The following is a 17,509-nucleotide window of genomic DNA, read 5'->3' on the forward strand; positions in this document are numbered from 1 at the left end:
AAATGTATTAAATACACTGAAAAACTTAAATTCACAAGAAAGATTTTGTATAGAAATAAAAGATGATATAATAGAAGAAAATAATGCAAAATTTGAAGTATACAAAGATTTGGTTAAAAAAACAGAAGAAAAATGTAATTTTAGTATAAATATATATGATTTCACACAATTATATTTCGGCTATTCGTCTCTTGATTACGTTATATTTAAAAACAATATTTCATTAGAAAAAGATGAATATGATATATTAAAAACAATATTTTTACAAAAAGATAATTATTTTAACGATTATGTATAATCAAGTTAAGAATACAGCTTTTATCAAAAAAATTGTTAATGCTTAAAAATATAATTTAATTTCAGACAAAAAGTAAAACAAAAATATAATATTTTAAATAATACAAATTTTATTAATAAAGTGAAGTTTATATTTAAAAAAATTATTATAAATCTGATTGCAAGATATCTATTATCAAGCAAAAAGATAGATAAATAATATTATTGTTTCTGACTATATAGGAAAAATCCTTAATATAAGGCAATACCATCATATTTGCAACTAAAAATATTTTATATTATAATATTTGAAAAATATAACATTTGAGTTGGTTAATTACACAATACTATGTGATGAGTGCGTCTTGTCATATAGTATATTTTTTTGTCAAATTATAATTAATATACTTAAAAATATAAATATTCATTATTCTATTAACTTTCAGTATCAGTATAAAAATAATATAAAGGCTTGGAGGGAATGTATGCAAAACAGAGTGGCAATAATAGGCATAATAGTAGAAGATAATACCTATATAGAAGAGCTTAACAACCTGCTACATAAATACAGTCATATAATAGTAGGTAGAATGGGAGTACCATATAGAGATAGAAACATAGGCGTGATAAGTATAATAGTGGATGCACCAAGTGACGAGATAAATACTTTGTCAGGTAAGCTTGGAATGATAAAAGGCATAAATTCAAAAACTATGTATGCTAAGGTTGCAGACAAACATGAATAATTTAATTCACAAGATAAAAAACAGAGATGAACTTACAAAGGAAGAATTATCGCATTTATTAGCATTAGATGATTTTTCGGAAATTTTCAGACTTGCTGATGATATAAGATATGAAAATTTTGGAAATTACGTGGATATAAGAGCAATATTGGAATTTTCAAATTACTGTAAAAGAAAATGTAAATATTGTGGTCTCAACTCTACAAATAAAAATGTGAAACGCTATCGTATGAGCGTTGATGAAATTTTAGAAACGGTAAAGACTGCATATGATGCAGGATATAAAACCATAGTTTTGCAGTCCGGAGAAGACAACTACTACACAGCAAAGATGATAGGAGATATTGTAAGGCAGATAAAAAAATACACTTCTATGGCTGTAACTGTAAGCTCAGGTGAGTTTAGTTATGAAGACTACAAATATATAAAATTATGTGGAGCAGACAGATATTTATTAAAACATGAGACATCTGATAAAAAAATATATTCATATTTACATTCATGTGGAACTCTTGAAAATCGTCTTAATGCACTTAAAAATATAAAGTCTCTCGGATATTATACAGGCAGTGGCTTTATGATAGGACTTCCTTTTCAAACTCTTGATACCATTGCAAACGACATACTTACTCTTGTGAGCATACCTTGTGATATGGCAGGGATAGGACCGTTTATATCACATAGTGATACACCGCTGAGAAATTTACAAAATGGAAGTACAGAGCTTACCAAAAGAGCGGTAGCACTTACAAGAATAATGTTGCCTAAAGCTCACTTACCTGCAACTACTGCACTTGGAGTTATAGACTCAAAAGAAAAAGATAATATATTTTCTTGTGGAGCAAATGTTATAATGAGGAAAGTTACCCCACAAAAATATGAACAGTATTACAGTATATATCCGTCAAATATAAAAGTGAGTGATATATACAAAGAAAGAAAAATTTTAGAACAACAGATAAAAAATTTAGGAAGAATACCTGTGTGATACGAGTATAATACTAATACCAATATTAGTTTGATTAATGGATAAAATTTATATAAGTTGTTTATTTTAAGTACACTTAATTTTACTTAGCCAATAAATTATTAAAAATATCCATTATTCTATTAATTTTTAGTATAAATTTGAATATATTTTTGGTGTTACATGGCATTTTAAACAGGTTTCAATGTAATTTTTTATTATTAATATCAAAAAAATAAAAAGGTGGTGTTTATATGTATAATCCAAAATCATCAAAAGCACAAGAATTTATAAATGATAAGGAAATATTGGATACAATAAAATATGCAAAAGAAAACGGTAATAATATTGAACTTATAGAGCAAATACTTGAGAAAGCTGAAAAAATGAACGGCATAACACATAGAGAATCAGCAGTGTTATTGGAATGTTCGGATAAAAATGTATTAGAAAAAATATATTCAATAGCAAAAAAAATAAAAGAAAGAATTTATGGTAAAAGAGTAGTTATGTTTGCGCCTCTTTATTTGTCAAATTATTGTGTAAACGGATGTACTTATTGCCCATATCATCTAAAAAACAAGACTATCAAAAGAAAACAATTATCTCAAAAAGATATAATAAGAGAAGTTACAGCTCTACAAGATATGGGACACAAAAGATTGGCACTTGAAACAGGAGAAGATCCTGAAAAATGTCCGATAGATTATGTGCTTGAAAGTATAAAAACAATATATTCCGTACATCATAAAAATGGAGCAATAAGACGTGTGAATGTTAATATAGCGGCAACAACGGTAGAAAATTATAAAAAGTTAAGAGATGCGGGGATAGGAACATATATACTTTTTCAAGAAACTTATCATAAAGAAACCTATGAAAAAGTTCATCCTACAGGTCCTAAGCATAACTATGCTTATCATACCGAGGCTATGGATAGAGCAATGGAGGCAGGGATAGATGATGTGGGTATAGGCGTATTATTCGGACTTTATCAATACAGATATGATTTTATAGGATTGATGATGCACGCAGAACATTTGGAGGCTAAATTTTGTGTAGGACCTCATACTATAAGCATACCGAGAATAAGACCTGCAGATGATATAGACTTGAATGAATTTCCCAATGCAATATATGATGAATTATTTAAAAAAATAGTGGCATTAGTAAGAATATCGGCACCTTATACAGGGATAATAATTTCTACAAGAGAATCACAAAAATCAAGAGAAGAAGTTTTGAAAATAGGTGTATCACAAATAAGTGGAGCATCATCTACAAGTGTAGGAGGATATGAGCAAAAAGAAAGCGAAGAGGATAATTCTGCACAATTTGATGTAGATGACAACAGAACATTGGATGAAATTGTAAATTGGCTGTTAAAATTGGGATATGTGCCAAGTTTTTGTACAGCCTGTTATAGGGCAGGGCGCACAGGTGACAGATTTATGAAACTTGCAAAATCAGGTCAGATTGTAAATGTATGCCAGCCGAACTCACTTATGACACTTAAAGAATACTTGATAGATTACGCAAGTAATGACACAAAGCAAAAAGGAGAAACAGTTATATTAAATGAACTCGAAGAAATACAAAGAGAAGTTGTAAAGAAAAAAGCAAAAGATTATATACATCAGATGCAAGAAGGAAAAAGAGATTTCAGATTTTAATATATCAAAATTTATTTTATTGAAATGAAGAAGGTAAAAAATAATGAGCTTAAACGAAACTCCAAGAGGAGAAAGAATTCATATAGGATTTTTCGGTCGAACAAATGCAGGTAAGTCATCAATTATAAATGCCATTGCCAATCAGGAGGTTTCAATAGTATCAGATATAAAAGGAACTACGACAGATGCAGTTTTTAAATCTATGGAAATAGCCGGAATAGGAGCTTGTGTGCTTATAGATACGGCAGGATTTGATGACGACAGCAATCTTTCAGAAAAAAGAATAGAGAAAACTGAAAATATTTTAGAACGTACAGATATAGGAGTTGTAGTATTTGCAGATGATGATATATCAAAAGAGCTTGAATGGATAGAAAAACTGAGAGCCAAAAAAACTCCTGTAATAGCCATAATAAATAAGATAGACGAAAATAAAAATACAAAATTATTACAACATAAAATAGAAAAAATAAATCTTAGAGCTATATCTGTAAGTGCAAAAGAAAAAAAGAACATACAAAAAATAATAGAAGAATTGAGAAACATAGCATTAGATATAAAAGAAAGCTCCATATGCGGACATTTGGTAAAAAAAGATGATGTTGTACTGCTCGTTATGCCACAGGATATACAAGCACCAAAAGGCAGATTGATATTGCCGCAAGTACAAACTATAAGAGATCTATTAGACAACAAATGTATAGTTATATCAGTAACGGCAGATAATCTTGAAAAGGCATTTAAAATCTTAAAAGAACCTCCTAAATTGATTATAACGGATTCACAAGTTTTTGCAAAAGTATATGAACAAAAACCGCAAGAAAGTGCATTAACATCATTTTCCGTTTTATTTTCAAGACATAAAGGAGACATAGATATTTTTGTAGAAGGTGCTTACTCCATAAGCAATTTAAAAAACGGAGATAAAGTGCTTATTGCGGAAGCTTGTAGCCATGACCCGCTTGATGGAGATATAGGTCGTATAAAACTACCGGCTCTGCTTAGAAAAAAGACAAGAGCCGATTTGGATATACAAGTTGTAAGCGGTAATAATTTTCCCATAGATTTAAGCGAATATTCACTCATAATACACTGCGGCAGCTGCATGTTCAACAAAAAATATGTTATGAACAGAGTAGAGCAGGCAAGAAATCAAGGAATCCCCATAACCAATTACGGCATAGCAATAGCATATATGAATAATATTTTAGAAAAAATAAAAAAATAATATAGAGATAAAATATGAAAATTATGTATTTAAAATAATATAATAATTTTCATATTTATTTTATCAATAGCAGTAATTATGTTGTAAAAAACTTTTTTCATATTTATTCTATTATCAGACTAAATACAGATATTTTTTAATAATGCTCAAATATATTTTGTTTGAAAAATAATTTGAGCATTATTAATTTAAACAATGTTCAGTATAAATTATCAATATATTATATTTTAAAACAGATTAAATGGATGTATAATAAATATAATATGAGGAGATGGTTTAATGATAAATATAGCAATTTGTGACGATATATCATATATATGTAAACAAATAAATACATATATACAAGAATTTTACATAGAGACTGAAGAGCAATTTGAAATATATATAGCAAATGACGCAGAAACTTTATATGAAATTATGAAAAAAGAAAAAATAGATTTGCTTTTCTTAGATATAGAATTACCTGATATAAACGGAGTTGAAATAGGAAATTACATAAGAAAAAAAATGCAGGATGATGATATGCAAATAGTTTATATATCGGGTAAACAAGACTACTGCAGAAGTCTTTTTGATATAAGACCTATGAATTTTTTGGACAAACCTTTTACAAGAGAAGACATTCATAAACAGTTAAAAGACTATCTGAAACTTTGTAAAAAATTTTTTCCGACATTTTCGTACAAGATAGGTCAGGATACATTTTTTCAAAAAATTGATGAGATAACATACTTTGAAATTGTCGGGAAGAAAATAAAAATGGTAACAAAAGCGTTTGAAATTTTATTTTATGCAGATATGAATCAAATAGAAAAAGAACTTGATAAATTTTATTTTGTTCAAATTCATAAATCATATTTAATAAATATGGAAAAAATAGAAAAATACGGCAGTAAAGAGGTTGTTATGAACGGAGGAAGAAGAATTGCCATAAGTAGAAGTAAAAAAGACGTTTTTTTAAATAAAGTCTTGGAATTTGAAAAAAATAAACTATTTACAAAATTTTGATTAAAACAAATGTAAAATATTCAGGAGTTAATATGCCGATTACAAAATTATTTATGCCGTTTTTAAGTGTTTTTTATATTTATATAGTACATTTAATGGTCAATGCTTTATCAAATGAAAGAGTAGAAGAAAATGATAAAAAATATTATCTTAGATATATAGTATCTTATATAATAGTCGTTTTTTTTTCTACAGTAATCCAAAAACCTATATTTAATCTATTTGCGAGCTATACAGCTATTTTTATTATATTGAACAACTATTGTTATGATTTAGTTGACAAAGCTTTTAATGCTTTATATATTGATACTGTTTTACTTATTGCCGAGATTGTTAGCGGGACTTTTTTAGGATATGCTCACATAATTCCTACAAGAGACATAGAAATAAAACAAGTTGCAGATTTGATTATAATGCAGGCTTTCAGCTATATAGTAGCTTTGATTTTAGCAAAAGTGAAAAAAGAAAAAAATAATAAAATAGATGATTTTACAAAATATTATTTACTTATAGTTCCTCTCTTATCATTAATTCTGCTCATATTATTTTACTCATTTGAAAAAATACAGCCGGTTCAAACTTCAATTCTCACAATACTGCTGTTATTGATAAATGTCATTACATATAAAGTGTATATAAATACAGTTAAAATAATTACTTTCAAAAAAAATAAAGAAGTCGTGGAAGAACAGAATAACTTTTACAAAAATCAGTTAAGACTGATGAAAGAAAGCGAAGAAACTATCAAATCATACAGACATGATATGAAAAATCATATGACCGTTATAAATTCTTTAATTGATAAAGATGAAATTGAAGCATTAAAAAAATATCTGAACGAAATAAGTAACATAAGTTTTGACAATGAAAAATATATATCAAGCGGAAATGAAATAATAGACAGCATAGTAAATTATAAATTAAATTTAGCTGAAAACGAAAAAATAAGATTTATTACAGATATTTCAATTTCTACAGGCTTGCATATATCATCTTATGATATGACGGTAATACTCGGCAATATATTGGACAACGCCATAGAAGCATCTAAAAAAGTGGATGAAGTTGAAAGAAAGATTATATTAAAAATAAAAGAAGAAAACGGTAAATTTATCATATATATACAAAATAAGTTTAACGGGAATTTAAAAAATAACTATGAATCTACAAAAGATAATGAAAAAGAACATGGTTACGGAATAAAAAATATAAAAAAAGTAGTTGAAAAAAATAACGGTATATGCAAATTTGAAATAATTGACAAAAGTATTTTTACAACATTGATAGTATTCATAATACAATAAATAAAATATTGCAGATATCTTCAATTTAAATGTGTTTTAGTATTATTTACCAATTTTTCCAAAAATCGTGTCAATTTTTCCAACTCTATTGATTATATATTAAAAATTTTCGATAATAAAATCAGTTAATTTATTATATTACAGCAAGGAGTATACCTGATAAAGATAGCATCATCACAAGGCTATGATGAAAATACGGAATATGAGTTTATAATTACAGATAAAATATCAAACAATCCTGTTTTTAAAACAACAAAAAGCGGAAAAATAGTGCAACTTACGGACAAAGCCGTTTATATAGACGGTAAACAGGCGGATATGAACTGGCGTTACAGATACAGCATTAACTATACAAGAAATCAGGAAGTTGATACATCTCCGATAACTATGATCAATAAATCTTTTTATGAAAACGGAACATACAGCGGACCGCAAAATGTTAAATCAGATGATTGTATAGAAGTTAAAATGACAGGTTTTTCTTATATGTATTTTCATAATAATTTAAATACGGGAGAGTATGAATTTTATTATATAAAGCCAAGCGAAATGATAGCTTCAGGTTATTATTCTTTTTATGTAGATGTAAATACAGGAAAAGCAATAGATACCGAGTGGAATTGGTATGCAAGAAAACTTCAAATGCCACAAGATTTAAAATAATTTGGATAATTTTCAAGGAGGGAATATGATAAGTTCTATAAGCGGTCAAAATAATGTGCATATACTCACAGTAAACAATAACAAGATAAAAAACGACCAAGATGATGTCAATGTAATGCTTGATAAAAAAGATCAAAGCCAAAAAGATATTTTTGCAAAATTTGAAAAAGCTGCAGGAAGAAAAACAATATTTTTGGGAGATATCTATGATTCTGAGGGTTATATTGACGAATTTGATAAGGTTTCGAGAGAATATCGTGATAAAATGTGTGCTGTAGAAGAAAATGCACGCTATGAGATAAAAGGCAATCTACACCGCAGGAGGTGTGATTTTCATTTTGCATATATAATATCTCCGACAGAAACAATAAATGAAATGGAAGAAAAATACCAAGAGTTAAAAAAAGGCATATTGGAAAATTATACAGGAGAAGAACAAAAAAAACAACTGTCTGCACTCGATAAAGAGTTTAAGATTGTAATGGACAAAAATGTAGTTAGACCGATTGAAGATACAATTAATTATAACAGGGGCATAATTTTTCTTTTGGAGTTTTTTTCAAAAATTTCAGATTCTAAAAGTCATTTTGGAAATATAACAAAAGGAGATATTGAGCGTTTTAAAAGTGAAATAGACAAGATAAAAAAACAGTTTGAAGAGTTAAAAAAATCATTAGAACAAATTCATGAAAAAGAAGGAGTTCTTGATTATATTGCAAAGATTGGAGATATGATGGCTTTAAGTTCAAAAAATTTGGCAAAGTCATTTAATGCAAAATTTAAAAAAGTAGACGAAAAGGCAATAGAAAAATTAGAAGAATTTGGAAAACTGTCAAAAGAAAAAGAAAAGTTACTCAAATACAAAGATAAAGGAAAAACAGACGAAGAAAAATATCAAAGTGCAGCAAAAAACAAAAAAGAACTTGAAAAAATAGACAAAAGGATAAAAAGTTTTGTAGAATATGAATTAAAAATACGATAATAAACAATAAAAAAATTAAAGAGGACTTCTAATACAAAAATGCAGAGGTTCTCTTTTTATATTCTGCGGGAGTGTAAAATAGTTTTGTGAATAGCCTTTCTTATGGTAAAACTATGCTTAATTTATTAAAGCGAATGATATTATTTTTTTTGAACCGTATTCAACTCACCTTATATAAAATGTTATTAAAAAATATAAAAATTTCTGATTTTTACATATTTACCTATTTAAAAAAATATAATTTTTTAGCAGTATAATTACATCATATTTTTAATTAGTACTTTGTATTATAGAGTATGGCTATTTTTTTGTATTGGAAAAATAAATAAAAGTATGATATAATACTATGATTATAGCTATTTAATTATAAAATTGTTTAAAAATTTTACTGAACATTATCAAAAAATATTTACTTAAATTATATTAATACAGCCAAATCAGTTATACTAAAAGTTAATAGAATAATGGATGTTTTTGTTTTCAAAAATTTATCAGCTAAGTAGAATTAAGTATACTTAAAATAAACAACTTATATAAATTTTATCCGACCGGTATTAGATATAAAAAATATTGATAAATAAGGCTATATAAATATTCAATATTTTACTTTTTAAACAGTGATAATATAAGAGTTATATTTTTAAAAATTAAATAACTATAATCATAGTCTATTATTTAAGGGGTGTAGTATGTTTAATGAAGAGAAAAAAATTGCAGTCTTGATAGATGCCGATAACGTGTCACCTAAATATATAAAATCTCTTTTGGATGAAACATCAAACTACGGCACTATCACATATAGAAGAATATATGGAGACTGGACATCACAATCTCTTTCAGGTTGGAAATCTGTAATGCTTGAAAACTCTCTTAATCCTGTGCAACAATACAGCTATACAACAGGGAAAAATTCTACCGACTGCGCAATGATAATAGATGCCATGGATATACTTTATTCTAATTCGGTGCAGGCTTTTTGTTTAGTGTCAAGTGATTCCGATTTTACAAGGTTGGTTATGAGATTGAGAGAAGCGGGTATGCTTGTCATAGGTATGGGAGAAAAGAAAACTCCAAAGCCTTTTACAAATGCTTGTAGTTTATTTAAATATCTGGATGTATTGGTTGAGTATGAAGAAGAGCAAAACGATGAAGAGAAAATGGATATAAAGGAAAAATTGCCTATCGAGGATAACCAATCACCTGATAAAAGCTATATCACAAGTATAGATGACATAGAAAATGTAATATTGAAAATAATATTGGAAAAATCGGATACAAGCAAATATATGAACATAGGCGAAATAGGTAACAGCATACTCAAAAGATATCCTGATTTTGATGTGAGAAACTACGGATATTATAAATTATCCACATTTTTGTCAAACCTCCCTTCAATAGGCATAGTCAAAAAGGAAAATTCAGTTAAAGCATATATAAAAGAAAATAATGAGATAAGAGATATAATATATACTATTTTGGAAGACAATGAGTCAAAATCAGTAGATATGGGAAGATTATCTCAATTGTTATTAGAAAAAATACCACAATTCGATGTAAAAAACTATGGATATAATAAATTCTCTAAATTTATATCATCATTTGATGAATTTGAAATAAAAAGTAGCGGACAAAGAAACTGTATAAAAAACGTCAGTATTAAGGTTTCAAGGTGACCGGATGAAAATACAAATAATACCTATAAAAATTGGTGATATGAATACAAATGAAATAGTAATAGAAAATTCTCAAAAAATAAAGGTAGCTTTTTTTGACTTATTGTGGAATAATAACGAAATTTGAAGTACCTGATTCAAACGGGAACTTTGAAAATATAATAAAACATCAAAAAGATAATCTGTATGACAAAAATTCGCTTGATTATGGTAATATAATAATGATAACCTCTGATAAATCTTCATTGCTTGATAAAAAAGAGTATATATTTATGGATGATATGGAAATTTTTTCAAAATCAAACATTTCAGAGTATGAGTTTGAGACATTTAGAGAAAAAGATTTAATAAGAGTCAGTTTAAAATCTACTACGCTTCACAGCAACGGTTTTAATATAAATAAGATTATAAAGTACAGCTTGGATGAAGAAAATAACTTCTTAATAGATTATGAAATAGAATCTGAAAAAAGCATATCGCTTAACATATTCAACAATTTGAGTTTTAACATAAGACCTGAAGATGAAGAGGGAATATTAAATCACAGGCTTCTTATTCCAAGCAAATTTTTCTATCAAATATCTTCTAAAGAGGCGAAAATAAGGAAGCTCAGTGTAGAAAAGACTCCGTTTGATTTTTCATATTTAAGAGCAATAAAAGACGGAGTTAACAGCCATTATGGAAGAATACACAAAAATGAAGTATATAATACATTGTTTGAACTGGAAAATATGGATATAGAGCCAACAGTAAGTATATATCAGGAAAATTCAAAAAGATTTTTGAATATTACTACCAATAATACTCATATATTTGTAAATTCCAACAATATAAGTAATAATGAATTTATAAATATAAGGTTCTATGATTTTATATTAAATGATAAATGGATGAGATTGGAGTTTCCTGTTATAACACCGGATAATAAATATCATAAATTCATAAATTACAATTTTAAGATTATGTAGGTAAATAATATGAAAGTAGTAGGGATAACAGGCTCAATTGCAAGCGGAAAAAGCGAAGTAAGTAAATATATATCATCAAAAGGATATAAAATAACAGATGCAGATTACATATCAAGAAACATAACCAAAAAGGGTAATATAGGATATAAAGTGATAATTGACAATTTTGGTCATGTAATTGATAAATCAGAAGAAATAGACAGAAAAAAACTTTCGAACATTGTGTTTAATGACAGCAAGCAACTTGAAAAACTTAATTCTTTATTACATCCTTTGATATTTGAAGAAATTGACAAAAATATAAAAGCATTTAATAAGGAAAAAACAGTTTTTTTAGATGCACCGCTTTTGTTTGAGACTATGCTTTATAAAAAATGTGATGAGATTATACTGATATATTGTGATGAAAAAACTCAAATAGAAAGAATTATCTTGCGAGACAATACAGATGAGGAAAAGGCAAGACTTATAATAGAAAAGCAGATGAGTGTAGAAGAAAAAATGAAAAAAAGCAACTATATAGTTGAAAATAATACAACATTGGACAAGTTGCATTTTAAAATAGATGAAGTATTGAATATAATAATTAGGGATTGATATGAAGATTAAAAAATGGGTAATACCTCTTTTTACAGTTATATTTTTAGTGATATTTTTCAAAGTAGCAGGATTCGATGAGATTAAAAAAATTGTTTATGAATATTCGCATCCTGTAAGATATGAAAATATTGTTGATAAATACAGCAAATTATATAATGTTGACAAGGAGCTCATATATGCAATAATTCAAAATGAGTCAAAATTTTATACGTTTGCGAAGTCAAAAACCGGCAGTAAAGGATTGATGCAAGTGTCGGATGTGACTTATGAGCATGCTAAAAATGTAATAGACATAAAAAGAGATGATATATATGATAAGGAGACCAATATAGAGGTCGGAGTATGGTATCTTTCGCATCTAATAAGTAGATTTAAAAATGAAAAGTATGCTATATTAGCGTATAATGCAGGACCTGAAAATATATCGGAATGGATAAATAGAGGTTTTTTAGATGTGAGCAAAGAATATACAAGTTGGAATATACCTTTTATAGAAACCGGAATGTATATAGAAAAAGTTATAAAATCTAAAGAATACTATTCAAAATTGTTTGTATCAGGAAAATATAAGTGATTGAAAAATGCTGTAAATTTTGAAAATTATGGCACTATATATGTATTTTTATAAAAGATGAAAAAAGTATGGAATAAAATAGATAGAGGTATTTTTATGAACAAATCGATTAGAAAAGATATATTAATTGTATCATTTGCGTTGTTTTCTATGTTTTTTGGAGCAGGTAATGTTATATTTCCTCCATATTTAGGGCTTACAAGCGGAAGTGATTTTTTATTGTCAGCTCTCGGTTTTATTATTACGGGTGCCGGTTTACCTATACTCGGTATAATAGCTATTGCCAAATCAGGCACATTTGACAACTTTGCAAATAGAGTTTTTAATAAATTCCCGCTAATTCTCGGAACTTGTATAATGATTGCAATCGGACCGCTTCTTGCTATACCTAAAACAGCGGCGTTAACATATGAAATAGGGATTAAAACATTATTTCCAAGCTCAAACTCATATATAGCGATAATAATATTTTTCATGGTAACATTGTTTTTTTCATTAAATTCGAGTAATGTTATAGATAAATTAGGAGCAATATTGACACCGTTATTACTAATATCTTTAATAATACTTATAGTAAATGGAATAGTAAATCCTTTGGGAGTACCAAAAGATTTAAAAATTGAAGGTGCCTTTTCAATGGGCTTTGTTAATGGATATCAGACTATGGATGCTTTTGCTTCAATAATGTTTGCAATGATTATTATAAAGAGCATTTCACAAAAAGGCTATAAAGATGAAAAACTTAGAAAGATAACATCAGTTACAGGTTTTTTTGCAGGATTGGGACTTGCACTTATATATTTCGGACTTTTATATATAGGTTCTTGTGCGAGCGGTTCAGTATCACCAGATATAAGCAAGAGCGATATGGTAATATATATAGCTGATCAAACTATGGGATATAAAGGGAAATTTATACTTGCAATGATAATAAGTTTTGCGTGTCTTACAACTGCAATAGGTCTTACTACAACAGCAGGGGAATATTTTGAAACAATTACAAACGGAAAATTAAAATATAAACTTACAGCTGTATTTACATGTATATTCAGCGCATGTATGGCATATTTGGGTGTAGATAAAATAGTAGCCTTTTCAGCACCTATATTATCGGCACTTTATCCGACAACTATAATATTGATAGTGTTTAATGTAATATCTGTAAAAAACAAATATATATATAAAGGTGCTTGTTTGCCTGTGCTTATATATGGAATATTGACATCAATATTGCCAAAAGCGATATCTGAACAGGTAAATGCTGTTTATCCTATGTTTACGGATGCTTTTGGTTGGTTGCCGTTGGCAATAGTCGGAGGAGTTATAGGCTATATGGTATCTTTAAAAAAATTCAGTATTGCTGAATAATAAAGTTGTAATAAAAAAACAGTTATATTTCAAATAGTTGATTGATATATAACTGTTTTTTGTATTTTTTTACTGATATTGGTTTAATTAATTGACAAAATTTATATAATCTTTTTATTTCGATACTATTTTCTAATAAAATTATGGATAACTTGTATAATTATATAACTTTAATTTAATATAAATAGTCTACCGGAAAAATTAATTATTATGATTTTTCATTATTCTATAAGATTTTAGTATGAGTATGCTCATTATATTAAAAAATGTCTATGCTTACTAAATAATAGAGCAAGCTTAATTATTTTTATTGTATATTACAGTTATAGAATTTTACATTGCCTTTAAACAGTTTAGGATAAGTGTTATTTAAAAATTCACAATTTTCAAATATTATATTATTTCCGTTTTCTGCATTAATAAAAGAAAAATATGTGCTTGTTTCATTATTTTTAATTAAAGAGCTTACTACTTTTGAATCATAGCAATTTGTAAATTCAAACATTGAAAATTCCTTACAATCTCTAAATATACAAGACGATAAATTAATATTTCTACTGTTATTGAATGTTACACAACCATATGTACATTCATATATCTCTGAGTTTACTGCGAATAAATCGGAAACATTTTCTCCAATTATTCCATATGTTCCGCAACCATACAGTTTGCAATTTTCGATATATATATTAGAACTGTTTGTAAGGTTGATAACTCCACCTGTGCAATATCCTGTCTCAATTGTGTGACCTGCTATAATATTTTTAATTTTAATATTTTTGCAGTTTTCAAAAGGAAGCACATTTGAATACCTTGGAGTGACTAATAAAGTTGGAACAACGCCATCTTTGGCATCTATTATAATATTATTTACATTTGATATGATATGTTCTTCCCCGTCAAAAGTATACTCAGTTTTTATTGCAGGATTTGATATTTTTTTAACTTCACTTAAATTGTATTCTGATGCTGTTAAAATAATTTTTGTATTGTTTTTTATATTATTTAGGAGTTCCGTTGCGTTAGATACTTCTACAACTCTATATTTTACAATTGAAACAGAACTGTCGTAAGGGTCCCAATCAACAGTGCAATCCAAGGCTTCTGACACAAGTCTCAACGGAACTAAAGTAACACCGTTTTTGTTTATAGTTGCAGGATTTAAAGAATTTTTCTTGCCATTTACAGTATACGAATTTTTTTCAATTATAATAGTTTTTTTAGATTTTTTATCTTTAATTTTAGCAGTTGCAGTTGATGAATCCCATGAAACAGTGCAACCTAAATTTTCTGATATATCTCTAAGCGGTACAAATGTTGTTCCGTTTGATATAACAGGAGATGTTTTCATACTAATTTTCTTTTCATTTATGTACACTGTAATTGATTTTTCTGCAAATGTTTTGATTGGCAAAATGCTTATTAAACATATAAGCAGTAAAAAATATGTAATAGCTTTAAAAAAATATTTTCGTTCATGTTTCATTTTGAATACCTCCTAATTTTGTAATTTTTTAAGTGATGAATTTTTCAATTCATTTATTATGTATATTAATCTAATACTAAACACGAATTAAAAATACAGTATAATTATATATTAAAAAATTTGTGTTTTTGAAAACTTCAAATCATCTAAAATTTAGCTATTTTATAATTAGTATTATTAAAAAAGTATATAAGATTGATACATAAAAATATTTATAATAATTTTATATATTTTTTAAATTTGAGATTGGTATTGATAAATTTTTTACAAAAAATTACTGAAACTTTCAATAATTTTTTGTAAAAAATAAGTAAATCCATATTTAAGTTAATTTATATTCTAAACTTAAATTTCATATATTTTATTAAACTTCTACAAAGTTTATTTTCATATGTTGTCAAAGTAGTCTACAATATCTTTAAGGTGTTTGTTGTCTGTCAGTACAGTTATTGTATCTCCACCTTTTATGACCGTATTTCCTTTTGGAATTATTTCGTTGTCTAATCTTTTTATTGAAACTATTAGTGCATTAAACGGCATATCTATATCTTTTATATACGTTCCTGAAATAGAGGAGTCATAATTTATTATGAACTGATGCAATACTTTTTCATTTATGTAATTATTTTCAGTTTCTTGAAGTGATGAATTAAGCATTCTTTCAAATAATTCTTCATAAATAGGTTTGCATCTACATATTTCAGCTACTAAATATGCTGTTATTGAAACCATACATAAAGATAGTATGTGTTCAAAGGAACCTGTCATTTCTGTTACAAGCATTATTGATATTATTGGTGAGCGTACTACACTTGAAAGCATTGCAGCCATAGCAAGTATAATAAAATTTACAAAATAATCGTTGTTTATATCAATCAGACTAAAATGAGCTATTATGTTATAATAAATTCCTCCACCTATAGCACCTATCACAAGTGTTGGTAAGAATATTCCGCCTTGAGCTGTAGAGCCGTAGCTTATGGCTGTAAATAATAGATTAAGTACAAGTATCATAGTTAACAGTTGTATGGATACTCTGTTTGCAACAAGACTTTCTATTACGTGATGTCCGCCTCCTAAAACATATGGAAATGTATAACCGAAAATTCCGGCAATCAAAAATGCTATTATAGGTTTAAATTCATTTTTTATTGGCAGTTTTTTATAAAGTGTTTGTATAGAAAGCAGAGTTTTATTAAAACTTACTCCAATAAGTCCGATTATTATTCCAAGTATTATTATATGACCATATTCATTTAAACTGAGCGGTGTTTTTACGGAAAATGAAAAGCTTGGTGAAAGCCCGAATATGGTCTTGCTCATAAAGTCGGCGATAACACTTGCTATTATAGCCGGTACAAGTACTAAATGTGAAAAGTTTTTATGTATTTCTTCAAGTACGAAAATTGTACCTGATATAGGAGCTGAAAATGCTGCCGATAATCCTGCACTTGCACCTGCGCTTATCAAATACCTCTGTTCATTTTGATCACGCCTTAAAAATTTTGCAATAAGCTTAGCCGTGGCGGCCCCTAATTGTATAGAAGGACCTTCTCTACCAAGTGATAAGCCTCCAAGCGCTGCAAAACTTCCACCTACAAATTTGGATATGATAGTTTTTAAGGCGTCCATATTAAATACTCCCATAAGCTCTCCTTGAACTTGTGGTATACCGCTACCGCTACTTAAAGGCGCCCACTTTACCAATAGTCCGACTATCAAGCCAAGAGATGAGAGCAGTATTATCAAAATTAAAAAATATGTAAAATTAAGCGGTATAGAGTACAAATATCGACAAATTTTTTCCATATAAGAGAGAAAAAATCTGTAAGATACAGATACAAAACCTGCACCTATTCCAACCAATATACCGTCAAATACCAATGTTTTTTTCATATTTGTGAAATTATTCAATATGTCTTTTGTATATGATTTCAAAATTTTCTCCTTTCATATTTTTTGTAATTATTAATTAATATTATAACATAGTGTA

General features: G+C 27.5%; 17 protein-coding genes. 15 read left to right on the forward strand and 2 right to left on the reverse strand.

Annotated features, from left to right (window positions below; all coding sequences use genetic code 11):
* The 15 genes from HMPREF9629_RS07705 to brnQ all read left to right on the forward strand — a co-directional run.
* Window positions 1-298: sterol carrier protein domain-containing protein (locus tag HMPREF9629_RS07705; RefSeq protein WP_009525826.1), on the forward strand; the 298-nt coding region annotated here is incomplete at its 5' end.
* 463 nt (window positions 299-761) lie between these two features.
* Entirely contained in the window at window positions 762-1,022 is a 261-nt protein-coding gene (locus tag HMPREF9629_RS07710) for a TM1266 family iron-only hydrogenase system putative regulator (RefSeq protein ID WP_009525827.1), read from the forward strand.
* On the forward strand, window positions 1,015-2,010 hold the full coding sequence (gene hydE, locus HMPREF9629_RS07715) for a [FeFe] hydrogenase H-cluster radical SAM maturase HydE (protein ID WP_009525828.1): 996 nt from the start codon (window positions 1,015-1,017) through the stop codon (window positions 2,008-2,010). The genes HMPREF9629_RS07710 and hydE overlap by 8 nt, the downstream gene beginning before the upstream one ends.
* Window positions 2,011-2,243: 233 nt before the next feature.
* Window positions 2,244-3,662, forward strand: a complete 1,419-nt coding sequence (gene hydG / locus HMPREF9629_RS07720) for a [FeFe] hydrogenase H-cluster radical SAM maturase HydG (RefSeq protein WP_009525829.1) — start codon at window positions 2,244-2,246, stop codon at window positions 3,660-3,662.
* Window positions 3,663-3,705: 43 nt separating this feature from the next.
* A complete protein-coding gene (gene hydF / locus HMPREF9629_RS07725) occupies window positions 3,706-4,890 on the forward strand; it encodes a [FeFe] hydrogenase H-cluster maturation GTPase HydF (protein ID WP_009525830.1) in 1,185 nt (394 codons plus the stop codon).
* Window positions 4,891-5,169: 279 nt separating this feature from the next.
* Window positions 5,170-5,898 carry a LytR/AlgR family response regulator transcription factor gene (locus HMPREF9629_RS07730; RefSeq protein ID WP_009525831.1) on the forward strand — a complete coding sequence of 243 codons (729 nt, stop codon included), beginning with the start codon at window positions 5,170-5,172 and terminating at the stop codon, window positions 5,896-5,898.
* A gap of 32 nt (window positions 5,899-5,930) precedes the next feature.
* Entirely contained in the window at window positions 5,931-7,202 is a 1,272-nt protein-coding gene (locus HMPREF9629_RS07735) for a sensor histidine kinase (RefSeq protein WP_009525832.1), read from the forward strand.
* Window positions 7,203-7,472: 270 nt separating this feature from the next.
* Window positions 7,473-7,865: a hypothetical protein gene (locus tag HMPREF9629_RS07740; RefSeq protein WP_009525833.1), complete on the forward strand. Its 393-nt coding sequence runs from the start codon at window positions 7,473-7,475 to the stop codon at window positions 7,863-7,865.
* Between the two features lie 25 nt (window positions 7,866-7,890).
* On the forward strand, window positions 7,891-8,847 hold the full coding sequence (locus HMPREF9629_RS07745; protein ID WP_009525834.1) for a hypothetical protein: 957 nt from the start codon (window positions 7,891-7,893) through the stop codon (window positions 8,845-8,847).
* Between the two features lie 689 nt (window positions 8,848-9,536).
* Entirely contained in the window at window positions 9,537-10,520 is a 984-nt protein-coding gene (locus HMPREF9629_RS07750) for an NYN domain-containing protein (protein ID WP_009525835.1), read from the forward strand.
* A 4-nt stretch (window positions 10,521-10,524) separates the two neighbouring features.
* Window positions 10,525-10,647 carry a hypothetical protein gene (locus HMPREF9629_RS12460; protein WP_009525836.1) on the forward strand — a complete coding sequence of 41 codons (123 nt, stop codon included), beginning with the start codon at window positions 10,525-10,527 and terminating at the stop codon, window positions 10,645-10,647.
* Complete coding sequence (locus HMPREF9629_RS07755) at window positions 10,616-11,488, forward strand: aldose epimerase family protein (RefSeq protein ID WP_009525837.1); 873 nt, start codon at window positions 10,616-10,618, stop codon at window positions 11,486-11,488. The genes HMPREF9629_RS12460 and HMPREF9629_RS07755 overlap by 32 nt, the downstream gene beginning before the upstream one ends.
* 9 nt (window positions 11,489-11,497) lie before the next feature.
* Complete coding sequence (gene coaE, locus HMPREF9629_RS07760) at window positions 11,498-12,085, forward strand: dephospho-CoA kinase (protein ID WP_009525838.1); 588 nt, start codon at window positions 11,498-11,500, stop codon at window positions 12,083-12,085.
* A 1-nt stretch (window position 12,086) separates the two neighbouring features.
* A complete protein-coding gene (locus tag HMPREF9629_RS07765; RefSeq protein ID WP_009525839.1) occupies window positions 12,087-12,662 on the forward strand; it encodes a lytic transglycosylase domain-containing protein in 576 nt (191 codons plus the stop codon).
* A gap of 96 nt (window positions 12,663-12,758) precedes the next feature.
* Window positions 12,759-14,030, forward strand: coding sequence for a branched-chain amino acid transport system II carrier protein (gene brnQ, locus HMPREF9629_RS07770; protein WP_009525840.1), 1,272 nt, complete (start codon window positions 12,759-12,761; stop codon window positions 14,028-14,030).
* Between the two features lie 307 nt (window positions 14,031-14,337).
* Here brnQ and HMPREF9629_RS07775 read toward each other — a convergent pair whose 3' ends face one another.
* Both HMPREF9629_RS07775 and HMPREF9629_RS07780 read right to left on the reverse strand, forming a co-directional pair.
* Window positions 14,338-15,516, reverse strand: a complete 1,179-nt coding sequence (locus HMPREF9629_RS07775) for a stalk domain-containing protein (RefSeq protein ID WP_009525841.1) — start codon at window positions 15,514-15,516, stop codon at window positions 14,338-14,340.
* Window positions 15,517-15,903: 387 nt separating this feature from the next.
* Complete coding sequence (locus tag HMPREF9629_RS07780) at window positions 15,904-17,454, reverse strand: ClC family H(+)/Cl(-) exchange transporter (protein WP_009525842.1); 1,551 nt, start codon at window positions 17,452-17,454, stop codon at window positions 15,904-15,906.
* Window positions 17,455-17,509: the final 55 nt, after the last annotated feature.

Origin of the sequence: Peptoanaerobacter stomatis (assembly GCF_000238115.1) — a bacterium.
GTDB lineage: Bacteria > Bacillota > Clostridia > Peptostreptococcales > Filifactoraceae > Peptoanaerobacter > Peptoanaerobacter stomatis.

What these genes read in the sequence shown, in the direction of transcription:
- HMPREF9629_RS07710 (WP_009525827.1), top strand. Translation starts at nt 762, where the DNA reads ATGCAAAACAGAGTGGCAATAATAGGCATAATAGTAGAAGATAATACC.
- hydE (WP_009525828.1), top strand. Translation starts at nt 1,015, where the DNA reads ATGAATAATTTAATTCACAAGATAAAAAACAGAGATGAACTTACAAAG.
- hydG (WP_009525829.1), top strand. Translation starts at nt 2,244, where the DNA reads ATGTATAATCCAAAATCATCAAAAGCACAAGAATTTATAAATGATAAG.
- hydF (WP_009525830.1), top strand. Translation starts at nt 3,706, where the DNA reads ATGAGCTTAAACGAAACTCCAAGAGGAGAAAGAATTCATATAGGATTT.
- HMPREF9629_RS07730 (WP_009525831.1), top strand. Translation starts at nt 5,170, where the DNA reads ATGATAAATATAGCAATTTGTGACGATATATCATATATATGTAAACAA.
- HMPREF9629_RS07735 (WP_009525832.1), top strand. Translation starts at nt 5,931, where the DNA reads ATGCCGATTACAAAATTATTTATGCCGTTTTTAAGTGTTTTTTATATT.
- HMPREF9629_RS07745 (WP_009525834.1), top strand. Translation starts at nt 7,891, where the DNA reads ATGATAAGTTCTATAAGCGGTCAAAATAATGTGCATATACTCACAGTA.
- HMPREF9629_RS07750 (WP_009525835.1), top strand. Translation starts at nt 9,537, where the DNA reads ATGTTTAATGAAGAGAAAAAAATTGCAGTCTTGATAGATGCCGATAAC.
- HMPREF9629_RS12460 (WP_009525836.1), top strand. Translation starts at nt 10,525, where the DNA reads ATGAAAATACAAATAATACCTATAAAAATTGGTGATATGAATACAAAT.
- coaE (WP_009525838.1), top strand. Translation starts at nt 11,498, where the DNA reads ATGAAAGTAGTAGGGATAACAGGCTCAATTGCAAGCGGAAAAAGCGAA.
- HMPREF9629_RS07765 (WP_009525839.1), top strand. Translation starts at nt 12,087, where the DNA reads ATGAAGATTAAAAAATGGGTAATACCTCTTTTTACAGTTATATTTTTA.
- brnQ (WP_009525840.1), top strand. Translation starts at nt 12,759, where the DNA reads ATGAACAAATCGATTAGAAAAGATATATTAATTGTATCATTTGCGTTG.
- HMPREF9629_RS07775 (WP_009525841.1), bottom strand. Translation starts at nt 15,516, where the DNA reads ATGAAACATGAACGAAAATATTTTTTTAAAGCTATTACATATTTTTTA.